General features: G+C 45.0%; 17 protein-coding genes. 6 read left to right on the plus strand and 11 right to left on the minus strand.

Annotated features, from left to right (window positions below; genetic code table 11):
* Nucleotides 1-19: 19 nt before the first annotated feature.
* From QMA13_RS18340 to QMA13_RS18365, 6 genes are all read right to left on the minus strand, one after another.
* Nucleotides 20-652 (minus strand): DapH/DapD/GlmU-related protein, encoded by a 633-nt coding sequence (locus QMA13_RS18340; protein ID WP_282935206.1) that lies wholly within the window; start codon nt 650-652, stop codon nt 20-22.
* Nucleotides 653-680: 28 nt separating this feature from the next.
* Complete coding sequence (locus QMA13_RS18345) at nt 681-1541, minus strand: PHP domain-containing protein (RefSeq protein ID WP_282935207.1); 861 nt, start codon at nt 1539-1541, stop codon at nt 681-683.
* 290 nt (nt 1542-1831) lie between these two features.
* Nucleotides 1832-2743 carry an NAD(P)-dependent oxidoreductase gene (locus QMA13_RS18350; protein WP_282935208.1) on the minus strand — a complete coding sequence of 304 codons (912 nt, stop codon included), beginning with the start codon at nt 2741-2743 and terminating at the stop codon, nt 1832-1834.
* 378 nt (nt 2744-3121) lie between these two features.
* On the minus strand, nt 3122-4003 hold the full coding sequence (locus QMA13_RS18355; protein WP_282935209.1) for an RNA polymerase sigma-70 factor: 882 nt from the start codon (nt 4001-4003) through the stop codon (nt 3122-3124).
* 39 nt (nt 4004-4042) lie between these two features.
* Nucleotides 4043-5347: a phytoene desaturase family protein gene (locus tag QMA13_RS18360; RefSeq protein WP_282935210.1), complete on the minus strand. Its 1305-nt coding sequence runs from the start codon at nt 5345-5347 to the stop codon at nt 4043-4045.
* A 99-nt stretch (nt 5348-5446) separates the two neighbouring features.
* Nucleotides 5447-5959 (minus strand): GNAT family N-acetyltransferase, encoded by a 513-nt coding sequence (locus QMA13_RS18365; RefSeq protein ID WP_282935211.1) that lies wholly within the window; start codon nt 5957-5959, stop codon nt 5447-5449.
* Nucleotides 5960-6158: 199 nt separating this feature from the next.
* Between QMA13_RS18365 and csaA the strand changes: the two genes are divergently transcribed.
* Nucleotides 6159-6488, plus strand: coding sequence for a chaperone CsaA (gene csaA / locus QMA13_RS18370; protein ID WP_282935212.1), 330 nt, complete (start codon nt 6159-6161; stop codon nt 6486-6488).
* 619 nt (nt 6489-7107) lie between these two features.
* Here csaA and QMA13_RS18375 read toward each other — a convergent pair.
* Entirely contained in the window at nt 7108-7866 is a 759-nt protein-coding gene (locus QMA13_RS18375; RefSeq protein ID WP_282935213.1) for an SDR family oxidoreductase, read from the minus strand.
* 77 nt (nt 7867-7943) lie between these two features.
* Nucleotides 7944-8459: a CcdC protein domain-containing protein gene (locus tag QMA13_RS18380; protein ID WP_481858231.1), complete on the minus strand. Its 516-nt coding sequence runs from the start codon at nt 8457-8459 to the stop codon at nt 7944-7946.
* A gap of 215 nt (nt 8460-8674) precedes the next feature.
* Here QMA13_RS18380 and QMA13_RS18385 point away from each other — a divergent pair, with 215 nt between their 5' ends.
* Together QMA13_RS18385 and QMA13_RS18390 are read left to right on the plus strand one after the other, a co-directional pair.
* Nucleotides 8675-9844 (plus strand): sensor histidine kinase, encoded by a 1170-nt coding sequence (locus tag QMA13_RS18385; RefSeq protein ID WP_282935215.1) that lies wholly within the window; start codon nt 8675-8677, stop codon nt 9842-9844.
* 2 nt (nt 9845-9846) lie between these two features.
* Nucleotides 9847-10518 carry a response regulator gene (locus tag QMA13_RS18390; protein ID WP_282935216.1) on the plus strand — a complete coding sequence of 224 codons (672 nt, stop codon included), beginning with the start codon at nt 9847-9849 and terminating at the stop codon, nt 10516-10518.
* Nucleotides 10519-10839: 321 nt separating this feature from the next.
* Here QMA13_RS18390 and QMA13_RS18395 read toward each other — a convergent pair whose 3' ends face one another.
* The gene (locus QMA13_RS18395) at nt 10840-11967 is read right to left on the minus strand and encodes a serine hydrolase domain-containing protein (protein WP_282935217.1); all 1128 of its coding nucleotides are present in this window, start codon (nt 11965-11967) and stop codon (nt 10840-10842) included.
* Between the two features lie 314 nt (nt 11968-12281).
* Between QMA13_RS18395 and QMA13_RS18400 the strand changes: the two genes are divergently transcribed.
* Nucleotides 12282-14057: an ABC transporter ATP-binding protein gene (locus QMA13_RS18400; protein ID WP_282935218.1), complete on the plus strand. Its 1776-nt coding sequence runs from the start codon at nt 12282-12284 to the stop codon at nt 14055-14057.
* Nucleotides 14058-14072: 15 nt separating this feature from the next.
* A complete protein-coding gene (locus tag QMA13_RS18405; protein WP_282935219.1) occupies nt 14073-15791 on the plus strand; it encodes an ABC transporter ATP-binding protein in 1719 nt (572 codons plus the stop codon).
* 127 nt (nt 15792-15918) lie between these two features.
* Here QMA13_RS18405 and QMA13_RS18410 read toward each other — a convergent pair whose 3' ends face one another.
* Nucleotides 15919-16086, minus strand: a complete 168-nt coding sequence (locus tag QMA13_RS18410; RefSeq protein ID WP_282935220.1) for a hypothetical protein — start codon at nt 16084-16086, stop codon at nt 15919-15921.
* Nucleotides 16087-16180: 94 nt separating this feature from the next.
* On the opposite strand from QMA13_RS18410, the gene QMA13_RS18415 reads away from it, so the two are divergent.
* Nucleotides 16181-16351: a hypothetical protein gene (locus QMA13_RS18415; protein ID WP_282935221.1), complete on the plus strand. Its 171-nt coding sequence runs from the start codon at nt 16181-16183 to the stop codon at nt 16349-16351.
* Nucleotides 16352-16429: 78 nt separating this feature from the next.
* Here QMA13_RS18415 and QMA13_RS18420 read toward each other — a convergent pair whose 3' ends face one another.
* The gene (locus QMA13_RS18420) at nt 16430-18382 is read right to left on the minus strand and encodes a heavy metal translocating P-type ATPase (RefSeq protein ID WP_282935222.1); all 1953 of its coding nucleotides are present in this window, start codon (nt 18380-18382) and stop codon (nt 16430-16432) included.
* Nucleotides 18383-18481 lie beyond the last annotated feature (99 nt).

Consider the following 18481-nt stretch of genomic DNA (forward strand, 5'->3'; position numbering starts at 1 on the left):
CGGACACCTCCAAGTGGTTTCAGCCGTATTTTTTAACAAAGCCGGCAACATCGTTCAGCTCAAAGAATCGCTCTTCCAACAAATCTCGCGGCCAGTCCCACCAAGCTATTTGCAGCAGGGCATCAATAATATCTTGAGAGAAACGCTTTTTGATCGGTCTTGCCGGTACTCCGACTACAATCGTATAAGGCTCTATATCCTTGGTCACAATAGCGCCTGAACCAACCACCGCTCCGGTACCAATGTGAACTCCTTTCATTACAATCGCGCCATGTCCGATCCACACATCATGACCGATAGTAACGCGGTTGCCTTTGCGCCATTCAAAAATATCCGCATCATCCGTAGCAGCGAACCCGAAGGCAACACACCGGTATGTCATATGATGCTGCGTCACCCTATCCATTGGATGGTCGACCGGATTAATGCAGACATGGGACGCGATGGATGTGAATTTACCCACCTCGGCATAATTGATCGTGACGTCATCCATCGTATAGGTATAAGCACCGATACGGGAATCGATCAGATTATTGTTGGGACCAATCGAGGTCCATTCGTCAGCGTAGCTGTTGAGAATATGGCTGCTTGCATGAACGGCAGGCTCATAAGATAACGGCATACTGGAATGAGTTTGATGGATATGTTTCATCTGATCATCTCCTAGGATAGTAAGTGGTCTACGAACGCAGTAAAGCTTCCTTCCGTTCTCTAAGCTCCTTTACTACAGCTAATCCGGGGCTTTTGCTGCCCAGGGTTACTTCTTTCTCCCCATAATAGCCATGAAAATCCGAGCCTCCGGTCATCACTAGACCGAGCTCCTGAGCATACTCGATCGCTCTCCGTTCATCTTCATCGCTGTGCAGCGGATGCCATACTTCAATTCCTTGCAGACCAGCCTCTACCAGCTCCTCCACAGCCTCAAAGTTGCGGTATTGACCGGGATGTGCCAACACAGGGACGCCTCCTGCCTGTAAAATAACCCGGACAGCTTCACACATATCGACGTATTCCGTCGGGATATAGGCAATGCCTGGCTGCTCGCTATTCTGACCGCGGGAGAACAGCTTTTTATATAAATCGCCATAAATCGTCGTCGTGTAACCATGATTGATCAGCGCATGCATAATATGCTGCTTATAGACCCCAGTACCGCCTTCAGCATATTTCAACACTTCCTCCCATGTAATGGAGTAGCCTGCTTCAATCAGCCGTTCTACAGCGGTATGGCACCCTTCGTGCCTCTTTTTGAGCAGCGGGCTGCATAATGTCTCAATAGCTTCGTTACCAGGCTCGATAAAGTACCCTAGAAGATGAACTCTACGTCCTCTTTGAAAGTCATATCCCGAAATCTCAATGCCGGGAATAATCTCAATGCCTTGATTTTGGCCGTTATCTATCATTTGGTGTAACTCGCATGTGGTGTCATGATTCGTAATAGCCAGATGCGTGACTCCTTCCCTGCGAGCAAGCTCTAAAATCTCATCAAAATGGAAGGAACCGTCGGATATTCTGGTATGGCAGTGCAATTCTGCTTTCATAGCTGCCTCCTTGTAGGTTCTTATTAGGAAGAAGTTAATTAGTTCCAAATGGCTGTTGTTATTTTTGTTCTATGGAACCAGTCTAACTTGATGCCAAGTTACAAGGGTTAATGGAGTGTAATACCCATGTTAAGAAATTGTAAGGAATTCAAATTAAAAACAAGCGAAACCAAATAAAATAACCACAACGCAATAGTTATTTGCATTGTGGTCATGTAGGTGTTTATAAAGGAAATCTACTCTATTCCATCACATGGATTCTTTTTCCGCCAATTAAGTTAGGATAGGATTTACACTCTTTCATTGCGTTCTCCAATTGTCGTGCTCGTCCAAGCCTCATAGCATTTGGCAATAGCACTCATATCTTCCGCGCCCCAGCCGCTGTTGCAAGCGATTTGGAAAATTTGCTGTACGGAAGCTTGCATCGGCACAGGAACTTGAAGAGACTCGGCAAGACGTCCCGCCAGCTTCAAATCCTTGAACATCAGCTGTGTCATGAACTGGGCTGAGAAATCTCTGCCTAGTATTTTGGGACCTTTCATCTCCGCCATCCCGCTGCGTCCTCCGCCTCCGGCAAGCACCTCTAGGAACAGCTGTGGATCGCCGCCTGACTTTTGAACCAGGGCCAAGCTTTCTGCCAAAGCTGTCAAGTTGGCTGCAACCAGCATGTTGTTGGCTAGCTTGGCGTTAGCTCCAGCTCCGCTGGCTCCCATGTATACCGCTTTTTTGCCCATGGCATCAAACAGTGGAATGCATGTCTCATAGGCTTCACGTTTGCCGCCAACGATGAAGGTCAGTACGCCGTCTATGGCTTGCGGCTCACTTCCGGTTACTGGAGCATCGAGCATATCGACGCCAAGAGCTGCCAGCTTCTCAGCCAGCATCTGGCTAGTAACAGGATAAATCGTACTACAATCCATGACGATACGGGGCTTGGAATCCGATTGGCATGCGGACAGGATGCCATTGTCACCAAGATATACTTGCTCTACGGCAGCGTCGTCGGTGAGCATGGTAATGACAATATCTGCTTGCGCCGCAGCCTCTGCCGGCGAAGCAGCAATCTTCACGGAATTCAGAGCTTCAAATTCCGCTGCCCTTTCCCGATTCCTGTTGTATACGATAAGCGAGAAGCCTGCTTTATGTAGATTCATACTCATCGGTTTGCCCATCGTTCCTAATCCGATAAATGCGATATTCATAGTATGTTTTACCTCCTATAGCTAATAGTATGCTAAATCATTATACCATGAAACCGATATCGGTTTTACTTAACCCGCCCTATTCACTTTTTCAGACACAAAAAAACACAAGCTCCATTTGGCTTGTTAGGTTGTTGAAAACCTACATTACTTCAGAAGTGTGGGTGGTACTCCGGTGGGGTATCCCCTCCGGCCGCTGTTGTTCTCGGGATACTTTCAACTTAATCGCTTTACAGCGGTGATTTCCCGAGAACAAAGGCGGACGCTCTCGCTCCTCACAAGGGATACCCCACCTACGTTTGCAGCTATTTTCTGAATAAGAGGATTTCTCGACAGACTCACAAGCAATTTGGCTTGTGCTTTTCCCTCAAACTTCATCTAATGCACTAAGGTCAGCTTATCTGGATTTACGACTATATAGACAGCAGTAATCTTTCCCTGCTCGATTTGGAAGGAGAATACACTAACGGTGGCTCCATTAGAATAAGTAACAAGCCCAGGCTCACTACCTACAAACGCGAGTTTATAGGAGAAGCCAGGCTCGAGCTTTCTCAACAGGCCCTCGAAGAAAGCTGCGATTCGCTCCGCACCCAGAATTGGACGTCTGGCAGCTGTTACTTTACCGCCACCATCGGAGTATAAGGTAGCATCGAGTGATAAGACAGTCATGAGCTTGCTCATATCACCGCTTAATAGGGCGGCTACAAATTTATCAACCAGCATCTGGTGATTGGGTGAAGCGGGTAAGGTTGTATGTTCATGATCGGTATGAATGCTCCGTTTGGCGCGATGAAAGATCTGACGGCAATTTGTACTGCTCTTCCCGACGATGTCTGCTATCTCATCGTAGTCGTACTGCAATACTTCCCGCAGGAGGAAGACCGAGCGCTCCACCCAAGACAACTGCTGGAGCAGAAGCAGAGACGCCGTAGAGAGCGATTCATGCTGTACGTATGCTTGGTACGGATCATTGCTGTCGGACTGTTCTGTAACAATCGGCTCTGGAAGCCAAGGACCTACATAAACCTCGCGCTGCTTCTGGGCAGAACGAAGCCTATCGATACAGCGATTCGTGACGATTTTGCACAAGTACGATTTAAGGTTCGTAATCTGCCCCGGATCCGTACCTTGAAGGGACAGGTAGGCTTCATGGACGATGTCCTCCGCATCCATGACGCTCCCCATCATTCGATAGGCAAGTGAAAACAACAATTTTTTGTAGGATGCGTACATACCTTCCGTGATCAAAGTCTTATCCATGAATATCCTCCATGATAGGCTTACTCTGTTTTGTATAAATTACACGCTAATAACATCTCTTCCTTTTGATGCATCTTGGAGAAGCATGGATGCAGCGCGTCCTGCACTTGTTGCTGCCGCGTCTAGAAGCATTTCGCCATGACTCGCCCAATCGCCAGCAACATACAGTCCTCGAATCTCCGGTACAGCAGGTTCTGGTTTGCTATCTCTTCGTGCCTTATGCGGATAGTCATGCACAACGGTAATGCTCGGCAAAAACTGTTTAGCTGTTACTTCCTGCTGCCAGCCAGGATGAAGTAAATTCATCGTGTGTGTGAGCAATTGCTCGTCAGCTTTGGGATCATGCTCTCCGACAGCATTGTATTTTATCATATGCACAATAACCGCTCCGTTATCGCTGAGTTTAGCCGCGCGCGAATGATTGGAGAAGAATACCGGCTGATCGATCCCCATGACAAAATCCCTTCCGACTACTGGTAATCGCTTCATAGCCAAATCAAGACATGCTGCCGTAATCGGACGTGCGTCCTCCTTCCAGCGGCTTAGCGCAGTCTGCTCTGCACCCGGAACCAGCCGAAAATTGTCGCTCGGCGCTAGTGTACTAATAACACGGTTCACTTCCATCAGCTCTCCGCTTCCTAGAAGTACTCCCTGCACGGCACCTCCTGAATGCTTAATTGCACTTACACCTGCGCCAGTCTGTATCGTGACCCCACAGCTTATGGCTATATTATGCAGCTGATCGATGATGCTTTGCCATCCTCCATCTAAATAAAACACACCGCTTTTTAGTGACAGATGCACTTGATGCAGGACCGTAGCGGCAGTCTGGTAATCAAGGTCGCGGCTATAGGTCGACGTTCGGCACAGAGTATAAAATAAATGACGTACCATGGGATCAACTATTTCTTGTTCTGCCCATTCTCGAAGACTAACGTCAGCAAGCTCTGCAGCATTGATTTTGCCAAGGCGCATTAGCAAGCGGCCAAGCTCCATTTTACCTGAAAAGGAGAATAACTTGGATGTTAAAAGCTTGAGTGGATCGGATGGCAGCGGTATGAGTTCGTTCTTCCAAATAATCGATCCTGTAGTCGAGGGTACGCCTCCCTCTAACTTGAGGCCGAAACGCTGCAGAGCTGCATAAGCATACCCTCCTCTATAAATTGCATGCCCACCCAGATTGAGGAGTGCCCCATTCTTATTGACAGAAATTCCTCGTCCCCCTACATGCGTTGATTGCTCCAAAACGATAACTTGCTTCCCGGCTTTCGCTACTTCAATAGCCGCGAGAAGCCCCGAAATGCCTCCACCGATTATTGCTACATCATAATTTTTCATTCTCATCTGCCTCCTCCTTCGCAAGATACCTATAAGACGAAAAGAGGTTTCGAGCTGTGACAGCATTTCAACCTTAAAATAAAAAACCGCGCAAAACGCGGATTTTTAAGGAAATAAAGTATGTATATCTTCCCAACCATACACGAGCTCTTTTAATTTCTTACCAGCAAACTCTATCTCTAACGTATCCATTTTCTTTCCGCCGAGCCTCTCATAAAATAAACGTGAGCTATTATCCTCCAACACAATCACAAGCATGGACTTCATACCATTATTTTTCAATTCATTTACGACTGATTTTACGAGTAACTTACCGATTCCTTGACCTTGATACTCTTGTAAAATATAAATCGAGTTTAATTCCCCATCAAATTCCGGATACTTTCCACTCCTTTCTGCTCCCCCATCCGAAAAACCGACAATCTTGCCATGATCATTTTCTGCAACAAATACAATTCCCTTAGGGATAATACCTTTCCACATCTGCTCTCTTTTTTCATAGGAAAGTTTAACTATGTACTCATCCGGGATGATATTGGTATATGAGGTTTTCCAGCTATCGACATGTACTTTTGCGATCCCTGGTGCATCAGATAGCACAGCCTTTCTAATGTTCACAGAATCACCTGCCTCTCAACTTTTTGCACATTTATTATACAGAAGAATTTCTCGAAAATGTTATTTTCAAATGGGAGAGTTGGTTATAGCTAAACTTTATCTGGAGACGTGATGTTTTGTGAACATATAATTAGACGATAATGTCCCAAATATACAGGTCAATCAACAACATAAGCACATATGCAAAAGGAGATCTCTCATGGCAACTATAGAAGAATTTATGAAGCTTGACATTCGAATCGGTACTGTTCTCGAGGCTGAGCCTTTCCCGGAAGCCCGAGTTCCAGCTATCAAATTAAAAATAGATTTTGGTGCTCTAGGCATTAAGCGTTCCAGCGCCCAGATTACGAATCGCTATACACCAGAAGCATTAGTAGGCAATCAAATTGTAGCTATCGTGAACTTCCCACCAAGACGAATAGCCGGATTTAATTCTGAGGTACTGGTTCTAGGAGGTGTCCCGGAAAAGGGAGATGTTATCTTACTTAAGCCGGATGTGAATGTTCCTAACGGGACTCCTATAGCATGAATAGTAAGGTCCCCATTATAGACTAAACGATTTGCCATCGACTCCTTGTTGAGTACATTGTTTAAAAATAAGTTTGTTCATAAACAAGCCTTTTTCCATCACCTTACAGTGAATGGAATCGATAGTTTGATCACTATACATATCCAAAGATGGGTCTATAAGTATCGTTACATTTTGATTCGTATTTGTCGTTACTTCATAGGTAACTGGTCCACTATCGATGGATGGTATTGAGATCGTAAAGTGAGTAGGCTTACTTAATTTATATCCATTCCAAAGACATGCCCTACCTATCCAATTATAGGTGTTGCCCTTTTCACTGCCACAGTTGCCTTCAGTAGCGCTAAGATATTTGTTATTAAGAAGAACTAAGCTCGATATAAGCAAGATAATAACAACCAAAAGAGGAACTCTTTTATTTATAAAAATGCTTAAGCACCTCCTATTTTTTAGTAGTATACACACTAATTTAACAATTGTTAAGCTAGCAAATCAAGTATACAAAAAGATCCTTGCTTGACTTCGTAAGTCTTGTACAGCCTCATGATCGACACTGCTCCTGCTGTGCAAACCAAAAAAGCCGCGTTAGCGCGGCTTAGAAGGTACTCTTCTGTCCTTTTTAATATGCCATCCAGCCCGCATCCGCTGCAACTACGGTTCCGTTAACAAAGCTGGCATCATCCGATGCAAGGAACAGAGCGACCTTAGCGATTTCTTCGGGCTCACCGGATCGAGGGTTTAAATTCATTCCAGCCATCGCTCTTTCCATGCCAAAGGAATTAGGTGAATTAATAGTTGTGCTAATATTCGTATTCACGCCTCCAGGAGCAATTGCGTTGCAGCGGATGCCCAAGGTTGCATACTGAAACCCGACATTTTTTGTAAATCCGACTACAGCATGCTTAGAGGCAGTATACGCAGCACCCGCTCTGGATCCTTGCAGACCTCCTGCGGAAGCGATGTTTACTATGACTCCACTTTTTTTCTCTATAAAAATAGGAAGCACCTTTCGTGTAGTTCTCATAGGACCTGTCGTATTAATGGCAAAAATTCGCTCCCACAGCTCATCCGTCAAGTCAGCTGCAGGAACAAAGTTATCCATAATACCTGCGTTGTTGACCAATATATCAAGTGTACCGAATTGCTTTACAGCCGAATCGATTAATTGCTGAACATCCTCTTCTTTAGCCACGTTAGCAGCAATAGCAATGGCGGTCCCACCTTTTGATTCAATCCCGGTCACGACCGTTTGTGCTGCTTCAACACGTAGATCGGATACAACCACTTTTGCTCCTTCAGCTGTAAAAAGCTCTGCAATCGCTTTACCCATACCTGAAGCTGCCCCGGTAATAACGGCTACTTTTCCGGAAAGTTTCATGTTTTCAACCTCCATCGTTTCATAGCGTATTTTCATCCCTATATATTGTTATCCTGTGACTTCCTTTTCTAATCATATCACACTCTTGACCTTACAAGCTCTTGCTTGCGCAGCAAAATCACATTGTAAGTAACATAGTAAGCGAACATGATCAGCATCAAACCTGAAGTCCAACCCGACCCTGTACTCAGCATGCCGTTAGCCAATGAGGTTCCTGGGTGTGCTGCCCCTGAATGATCTGCCGCGAATATCCCAAATATTCGGTAGATTAAACGAGCGATGAAAATAACGGTAACAAGGCTACCAATCCATAGGTTCGGTCGATAGAACCAATAACCATTGCGCTTCTCGAGTTGAGTAAGTAGGGCTCCGAAATAAGCAAGAATAATGCCTGCGAGAATACCGATGATATCCGAAATTACACTACTTATCTGGAATGTTCCTTCCATAAGAAAGATTAGACCGATGATAGTGAAAATAACCGTAATTATCTGCATTCTACGTGGCTTCAGCTGCTGCCAGCTTAAATTGCGACGAATTCTTAAAAAATTCGGTACATAATGAAGATACCCACAATAACTGTAATTAATAATTGCGACTGCATGATGTTATGCCTCCTTGATTGGTTTCGGCTTCATGCATAATAGTACCTTCATCTCTTAAACAGAACGACTAGCTGCAGATAGAACTTTGCCCCTGCTCTTTCTATATCTACAGATAGATATTGCTTCAAATTCAGCTCTATGGATTGTAATTTTCCATTAAACAATGCAAAATGAAGTGGCCTACATGGTGAAGGAGGATCACTATGAAATACTACTTATACGGAAGACCAGCAGCCGGCTCCGCATTCTTATTCTTTTTAATGGAATTCAATCATTTTTTTCATGGTCCTCCGGTTCAAGTAGGACTCAATGTTGTCCTTTGGGCGACCTATACATGCATCCTTTTCTTTCCAAGAGCGAGTTGGACAAAAAGACGACTCGTCATTGCCATGAGTATTCTATTGCTGGAAGCCGCAATCGGGGTAATATGGTTTCAAGAAATCAATCTTGTGTATATTATCGCCATCATTCTTTTTGTGTCGGCGATCCGGTTCTCATTCGCTAAAATACAGACACCAGCAATTCTGGTCATCTGTGTTACCGCGGCACTCTATGTGCGATTTGGCAGTGATGATATTTTTAATATTATCTCTTTTGTTGTCTTTGCGATTGTCCTCTATTTCTTCATACGGAGCCGCAGACAACGGAATGAGATGTATGAATTGAATAAGAAGCATTTGGAGGAGCTTCAGTCAGCCTATAATCAGCTTCATCAAGCTTCTGCCACCGCTATGCAGTATGCAGTACTGGAAGAAAGAACGAGGATTGCAAGAGATATCCATGATGCCGTCGGCCATAGCCTCACATCGTTGATCGTTCAGATACAGGCTCTGCGTTATATGGTAAAGGAAGACCCCGCGCGGGCCAGCCGATCATTGGATGAAATGCTTGCTGTAGCTCGCCAGGGACTCCAGGATATCCGAACTTCCGTCCATGCCCTCGCTGATAATCGTTCCACCCCAGGAATCACGGCTTTGAAGTCGCTGTTAGCTAGAATGGAGGCTTCTGCCTCCATTCCCTATACATTTCATACCGATTTAAATGATGGAGAAGTGAACGCAGAGGCATACGAAACATTGTTCAGAGTACTGCAGGAAGCTATCACAAACGTAATCCGCCATTCTCGAGCTACTCTAGTCGAGGTTAGTCTTATTAAGCAAAACGATAGGCTCGTGATGATCATCCGAGATAACGGCATTATGGATTCAAACAGCGATATTAAAGAAGGGTATGGCTTACGGGTTATGAAAACACGGCTTGAGGAGCAAGGAGGAAGCCTCAGACTTGCGGCTATTGAACCGAGCGGCTTTGAAATTATTGCAGCCATTCCGCGAGCTGAGAGCAGCCGTGACTTTAATGAACAGGAGGACTGATTATGCAGCTTAATGAAAAAATCAAAGTGCTGCTAGCTGACGATCAGACTATGATTCGGCAAGGATTCAGCTATATTATCGGTTTGCAAGCCGACATGCAGCTTGTTGGAGAAGCTTCGAACGGTCAAAAAGCGGTCGATTTGACCGCCGAGCTTCGGCCAGATGTCATACTAATGGATATACAAATGCCAGTCATGTCTGGGATTGAGGCCATGCAAGAGATTATGAGACACTGGCCTGAGACGAAGACCGTCATACTGACTACTTTTGATGATCAAGAGTATATTTATCAAGGCATTCGCGCTGGAGCGGTTGGATACTTACTTAAAGATGCAGAGGTAGAGCAAATGCTGGACGCTATCCGCTCCGCCTTCCGCGGCGAAGCCATATACAAGACCGGGCTTGCAGCCAATGCACTTCTTAGGGTGGCCAATACTGGCTTTACTATCGCAGAAATTGGGAACAAGTCTCCCCTATTCGATTCTTTGACCGAGCGTGAACAACAGATATTACAGGAAATGGCCTATGGGCTTCGCAATGATCAAATTGCGCAAAAGCTATTCATAACCGAAGGCACAGTGAAGTCTCACGTGCATCGTATTTTGCAGAAATTCGGCTGTGAAGATCGTACACAAGTGGTGGTCGCCGCACTTCGTAATGGTATGGTGAATTGATAATATAAATCCACTCTCTTATCTAGACATTACCTCATTGATATACTCAACTTGATCTTTAAAGTAAAACCCTGCGGGTGCGACTTGTATACTAAGAAGTCCCTGCTCCCATCCGCACGTTAGAGTAAACTCTTGCGTTAATTTGAACATTGTCGTTTGAATGACAAAGGTTTTCTCATCGACCCAACACCCTGTGCTGAAAGAAGGTATTTCGAGGAAAGGGTTACTACCGCTCCTCCACTCCATAAGCCCGAAAACAAGCTCGATATGATTTTCCTCTTTGTAAAAAATCAAGCTGCCATTCTCGCCATGAAAATGAAATTAGCAAGCATCAAATTCAAATGGATTGTGGTCGAAATGTATACGTTTGCCATGTAAATGTTCGGCGATCGAGGAATACTTCTCACCAATGGGCATGGTTAGTGATAAGAGATTCAGCTGCCCTTGAAGCTCCACATAGCAATTTTCCTCTTCCGGAAGAGCTTCGCTGCTCATTGCAGGATATAGCGTTTCCCATAAGCTATCGAGAATTTGCTGTTGTCCGTCGCGATAGTTCATCGTGTTGGCAGTCGATACGAATACAGCCTCCTTGTGCGGAATAACAACAATAAGCTGACCACCGGCCCCGAAGGCGCAATAGGAATCGTAGCGGGTTCGCCAAAATTGATAGCCGTATCCCTGAGTTCCGTCGAGAAGAATTTTGGTATTATTAGTATCCTTATACTTAGACGTACTGAGCTCTACCCAACCCTCAGGTAAGATTCTGCTTCCTTCCCATACTCCTTTTTGTAAATAGAGCTGTCCGAATCTTGCCATATCTTCTGTGGTACATTTAATACCGCTCCCCCCTTTGTTGATGCCCATGGGACAGCTCTCCCATTCAATCTCCCCCATTCCTATCGGATCAAAGAGTCTGGTTCTTAAATAATCATGGACTGTCATCCCTGTCACTTTTTGAAGGATCGCACACAACGCATGAGTCCCTGTAGTATCGTAGGCGAAGCTTGTACCAGGAGGGTGGCTAGGCATTGTGTTAAGGAATGACGCTATCCAATCATTTGTCTGCGTATTCGTAGATTTGGAATGTACGGTCGCCATCTCCAACAGGTGCTTGATTCGCATCATTCCGGTATAGGGGTGGACTTCCCCGGATAGCTTTTCAGGGAAGTACTCGGCCACAGGATCTTCCAAAGACAGCAGTCCTTCACCAATAGCAATGCCGATAGCAGCGGATGTCACACTTTTGCTCACAGAAAAAGCTTGATGAAGCTGGGTTTCAAGAAAAGGCTTATAGTATCCCTCGGCAGCAACCTTGCCATAACGAAGAAGTGCAAAGCTATGGAGATGGATCCGCTTCTCTTTTATTGTCTCTATAAAATCAATGATTCCTTTGGAATATATACTAACCCGCTCAGGCCGTACCCTTTCCAATTCAATTCTAACTCCCATTTAAGTCTTCCTCCTTTTGATTTGTCCTGCCTTCAGATTTTCATCATTATACTACTGATAAAGCTAAGAATCTTTAGAACAATCCGCTGGAAATAGGTTAAAATTTCATTTATTTGTTCTGAGCCTGCCCTCTATCCACATTTTCTTCCTTCTTATTGAGAAAAAACCAATTAATGTACTATATAATACTATTGATTAATGTAAACGGTCTCATACAGGCTGTCATAGGGAATTAGTGTTAATTTAGCAGATAGACAACAAATGGAAATCCGACCATAATAGAAGGATGAAGTTTACAGAAAGAGGGAATTGTATTGGACGAACTGCTGGATAAGACAGAAGCTAAGAAGAACGGGAAATATTATTTGGGCGTATACATGTGGCTGCTTTCCTTTATGAAGCCTTACGCCTGGCAAATGACATTATTTATTATCTGCGGACTCATTATCTCCCTCTCGCAAATGGGCATTTTCCGTGTTCTGCAGTATATTATCGACAATGTGATTATGGCCAAGGATTTAGATAAATTCAGATTTATCGTTCTAATCCTTGTCGGTGTGCTTGTATGTATGTTTGGGGCCATGGCCGCCAACAACCTGCTCTCCCGGCTTGTCCGAGAGAAGGCTTCTAGAGACCTGCAGTATGCTTGTATGAAGCAGCTTCGACGTCTTGGCTTTACTTATTATGAGAAGCATGGGGTTGGAGAAACACTCTCCCTGCTCAATACGGATGTCTCCTCAGTGCAAGGGATTTATCAGAGGCATTTTCCAAGCCTGGTCAACAATGGAATTATGATGTTCGTAGCCTTCGGCTTCGTAATTCATACCAATGCGATTCTTATGCTAGTCACAATGCCCTGCTTTTTTCTTTACTATTTGGTCGGACCCTTTCTACAGAAAAAAACAGCCTACTGGGGGAAAATCGCTCGGGAACGGCGTACCGAATGGAATCGAAAAATTTATGAGAGCATTACGGGACTGACTGAAATGCGAGCTTACCAGCGTGAAGAATGGGAATTGGAGCGTTATGAAACGAAGCATGAAGATTTCAATGTGAGTCAAAAAAAGCAGTTTATTTTCCGCGGCGCGCGTGCTCTCTCCAGACAGCTATCCTCCTTTGCTGGAATGCTTGTCATGTTCATATGCGGCTCCTACTTGAACCGGAATGGCATGCTGACAGTGGGTGAATTTGTATCGTTTGTCATGTATTACCAAATGATGAATCAGAACTCAGCGCAAATCGTTCAGATTCTTGTTGATCAGAGTCTGGTGTTGCATCAAGGTGAGAAAATTAAGGATTTTATGGCTCTCCACCCTGAGGTTGAAGAACCGACAGACCCCGTCGTTTTGCCCGCTGTACGAGGAGAATTGACCTTCAGGGATGTTCATTTCGGGTATGATAAACGGGACATTCTTAAAGGCTTCTATCTGGACATCCAGGCTGGAGAACGATTCGCTTTTGTCGGGCCGACAGGCAATGGTAAATCAACCTTATTGAAACTTATCGGGCGTTTCTACGATCCTAACTCTGGAGAAATCTATCTTGACGGTGTGCCGCTAAATGAATTGTCATTATCGCAGTTGCGGGATTCTATCGGCTATGTTTTCCAAGAAACTTATTTATTCGGTTCTTCCATTCGCGAGAATATCCGCTTCGGCTTCCCCGAGGCATCTGATGATCAGGTCATTGAGGCCGCGCAAGCAGCAAATGCACATGACTTCATTATGCAATTGAAAGATGGTTACGATACGCTAGTCGGTGAACGAGGCGTCAAGCTATCTGGAGGTCAGCGTCAACGTATCTCCATCGCGAGGATGTTCATTAAGAATCCCAAAATCATTTTGTTGGATGAAGCTACATCTGCTTTAGATAATGTAAGTGAAATCGAGGTTTTGAAAGCGCTTGACACTTTAATGCGTGGACGCACAACTGTAGCCGTCGCACACCGTCTGTCTACCGTTCGTCATTATGATCGGATTGTCGTCATCAAGGACGGCGTAGCAGCGGAAACAGGCAGCTATAATGAGCTAGTGAACAACAAGGGCTGGCTGTATGAGCTGGAGACACGTGCAGCAGCAGGGAATTCATAAGGAAGGAGGTCTCAGATGAAAACTATCAAATGGATATGGAATTATATTTATCAAAGTCGAAAAATGATCCTGATCAGCATCGCCGTCCTCGCCCTCCAGCAGTGGGTACAGTTGATGTCACAGGGCTCGCAGAAATTTTTTATTGACGATATCCTTGTAAACAAAAATTACGCCAAGCTGCAATGGGTACTCCTCTATTTAACCATTACGAGCTTGCTAGCTTATAGCCTGAACTGGATAGGCAACTATTTGACCAGGGTCAATCAGCTAAACCTACATCGTCTAATGGGCACCAGCCTAATGGCGGTCATTCAGCGTAAGCCTGTCGCCGAAATGCAAAATCATCGGACTGCCAAATGGGTTCAATATTTTACAAGCGACATACAGCAGGTATCCGATTTTGTTTCTAGAGATTTGGCTAAAGGCATTCAGCAGTTTGCCGGGACCCTATTCTTGATCGGTGTTATCGCTTGGGCCAGCCCGATGATTTTGATCCTCGTCGTCTTCTTCAGCGCTGTCTACATCGGACTCGGACGCTATTACGGTCCTATCATGCGAAGTCAGACCAAGGAGATGCAGGATCGTCGCGGAGATCTGCTGGTCAAGATTGAGGAAGGAATAGCCTCTACCAGGGAGATCCTTGCTTACAATCGCTTGGAATGGGAGGAAAAAATATTCCGCAGCACATTCCAGATTTTTTACGATAAAGTCATGCAAAACGGGAAGCTGACGAACTCGCAGCTCCTGTTAAGCAATACGGTACAGTGGATGGGAAGGCTCGGAGTGCTCATTATAGGCGGTTATGAGGTTATCCAAGGAAATACAACTCTCGGGACCTTCGTTATCGTGTATCAGTATTCCAACCAGTTATTCCAAAGCTTTCAGAATGTGTTCAATTTCTTTATGAATATGTCCGGCCGGCTCGCATTCGTGGACCGTGTCAAAGAGCTCTTTGAACAGGAGCAAGTAGCTGAAGGAACGAAGAACTTGACAGGAGCGGTTAGAAGTATCCGATTCGACCAAGTATCCTTCGCTTATTCCGATGAAGGACGCCAAGTATTAAATCAATTAAATATGGTTCTTGAAATGGGATCCAAGATTGCAATCGTCGGTACTAGCGGAGGCGGCAAATCCACCGTTGCCCAGCTGCTCCTGAGATTCTTTGAGCCGACACAAGGCTCCATTAGGATCAATGGGACCCTTCTCTCTGATATCCGAATGGATCAATGGATGAGCCGAATCTCCGTTGTTTTCCAGGAGCCCTTCCTGCTACCGGACAGCATTCGTAACAATCTGATTTTGGGTCGGGAGCATTTGTCTGAAGAAGATCTGATCGAAGCTTGCCGGATTGCACAAATTCACGATTTTATTGAATCACTGGACGAGGGCTATGATACGATTATCGGTGAACGAGGCTACACGTTATCCGGAGGTCAGCGCCAACGGCTTGCTATCGCGAGAGCGATCATTAGTGACCCCGACATCTTACTGTTAGACGAAGCGACATCAGCACTAGATATGGAGACAGAGCGGATTATGCAAGAAGAACTTGATCAGCTGCGCAAGGGCCGTACCACCATCATTATCGCCCACAGGCTATCAACCATACGTAACGCCGATATCATATTCGTCATGGATCAAGGAAAGCTTGCCGAGAAAGGCACACATGAAGAATTAATGGCAGGTGGAGTCATTTACAAACAGCTTATCGCGTCCATGGCGGAAGCATCTTGAATAAGAGGCATTGTATGCATACATGCATGCAGTGCCTCTTCCTATTGTACTAAGAGGAAATTGAATGGAAGAATACAACACAAAAAAACAGACACTGAGGATGTCTGCTCTTCATTCCGATCTGTTCTTACTCTATGCCCAGAATCACATTCTTCAACCGTTCCAACTCTTCTCGCTTCGTTCTCGCATTCATTCTGCCGCTAATATTTCTCTTTCTTCTACATTCATCTTCAATTGATTGAAGCTCTTTGATGCGGGTTTCAATTTCTTCTAACACATCGTGAACCGTATTCATTGTATTTCCTCCCTAAAAAATGATTTGATCATTTGTAAAAATAGGTTATAATGATGATAATGATTATCATTAACTTTACTAAGGAGCCGTGAAGATGAGTTATCTTCTTCCTGTTACAACTTTTATTCTCATTGGTCTTGGAGCCTTTTGTTTATTTATCTCCATAGAAAATGACCGTCAGATTCGAGAAGCATCTCGAAGAAAGCAGCAATCTATTTTATCAGCAACTCCAACTATGGTCTTCAGTAAAAGAACAGAGCCATAAACCGACCCCGCCGTTAATGAGCAGGGTCCATTTTTTTGGCGTGTTCAGGAATTACGATTTTCCTTTTCTCTACGAGTATTATGAATTGGAGCGCAATAAACGAAGTCCGTTTAAAATAACAAGTATCGTACTCCCCTCATGTCCAACGACTCCTAAAGGAAGAGCAATACCTTGCAAGAAATTCGCCGCTATTAATACACATATGACTGCCAGAGCAAATGTGATATTTTGTTTGACGATAGCAAGAGTCCGTTTGCCTAGTGTGATAGCACTGGCTATCTTATCGATGTCGTCGCTCAGTAGAACCATATTCGCAGTCTCGAGCGCTGCATCGCTTCCTGTAGCCCCCATAGCAATACCGACAGTTGCAGTAGCCAATGCCGGTGCATCGTTAACGCCATCCCCTACCATCGCAATCGATCCGTATTCATGCCGCAGTTGCTTAACCAGACTCACTTTATGTTCTGGCAGCAGCTCAGCGTATACTTTATCAATACCCGCTTCCTGAGCGATGGCTTGAGCCGTTTGCCGTTGGTCACCGGTCAGCATGACAACTTCAATACCTTGCTTCTTCAATAATGCGATGGACTGTTTCACATTGGGACGAAGCGTGTCGCGAAGCGCTATGATACCTGCAGCTCCCAGAGAATTATGCATAACAGTTACTGTCTTGCCCTCTCGTTCTAATCGGTCAATAGCTTCCGATAACGTATCGGTCATGTAGCTATCATCCATAAAAGTCGGCTTACCGATTTTCCACGTGTCGCCCTCCCACTGGGCTTGAATCCCCCAACCCGTGCGTGTAGTGAACTCCGACGGACGTTTGATCGACAGTTCGCGATCTTTGGCTTCCAGAACGATAGCCTTGGCTAGCGGATGCTCGGATAAGCTCTCAAGACAGGCCGCAATATTTAGCATCTCCGTCTCACTATACCCTTGAAAAGGAATAATATCCGTAACCACAGGTCTTCCCATCGTTAAGGTCCCTGTTTTATCAAACGCGATGACCCGAGTTCGTGCAAGATTCTCTAGATGAGCTCCACCTTTAAACAATATCCCTTTACGGGCACTATTTGAGATCGCTGAGAGCATGGCAGGCATGATAGAAGCAACCAACGCACAAGGGGAAGCTACAACAAGAAATACCATGGCTTTATACAAAGACTGGCTCCAGGTCCATTGAAGAACAAGAGGTGGAACAACAACCAGCAGCGCACACGCTCCAATGATTGCTCTGGCATAAATCCGTTCGAACTTTTCAATAAATCGTTGTGAAGCAGGCTTTTCGCTTTGCGCTTCCTGTACAAGCCGAATAATTTTCGAGAATAAGGTTGACTCACTTCGTTGACTGACTTCAATAAATAATGCTCCTTGACCGTTCAAGGTTCCGGCAAATACTTCATCGCCCGCGGCTTTATCTACAGGGAGAGATTCACCGGTTATGGAAGCTTGATTAACAGATGATAATCCTTCCGTTACAACGCCATCGGCAGGTATCCTTTCTCCTGGCTTGACAATAATGACATCTCCGATCTCAAGAGCATCTATTGAGACGATTGTCTCCTCCCCATCGCGATACAAAACAGCTAATTCTGGCTTAAGATCCATCAATGACGATATATCGCGACGGCTTCTATCCATCGTATAGCTTTCCAATACACCGCTGAGTGAGAAAATGAATATAAGTACGGCTCCTTCTGCCCAATATCCAATCCCTGCTGCCCCTACCGCTGCAACCAGCATAAGCAGATTTACATCCAGGTCACGCTCAGCAAATAAGGTGTACAAGCCTTCCTTCGCCTTCACATAACCACCTACAACAAATGCCAGGGAATATAAAGCAATCGCTGCCGTATGAAACGAGCCGTCTATCCCCCAAGCTGCTGCAATCAATATTCCACTTGTTAAAGCTGCAAGAGCTTCTCCGTAACGGCTTAACCAGCTCTGCTCCTGGTTCAACTGTTGAGCTTGTTGTTGGGATAATTCCGGTTGGTTTGCATCGGTTTTTGTAGATGAATAAGCTGTAATCATTTGAATCACTCCTTCTCATTGAGAATGAATCCCATTATTACTCCCCTTAAAATGGCACATGCTGCTCCTTGTGCGGGAGCAGCATGTTAATCGAGAATA

It is taken from the genome of Paenibacillus sp. RC67 (assembly GCF_030020805.1).
In the GTDB taxonomy this organism is placed as follows: domain Bacteria; phylum Bacillota; class Bacilli; order Paenibacillales; family NBRC-103111; genus Paenibacillus_S.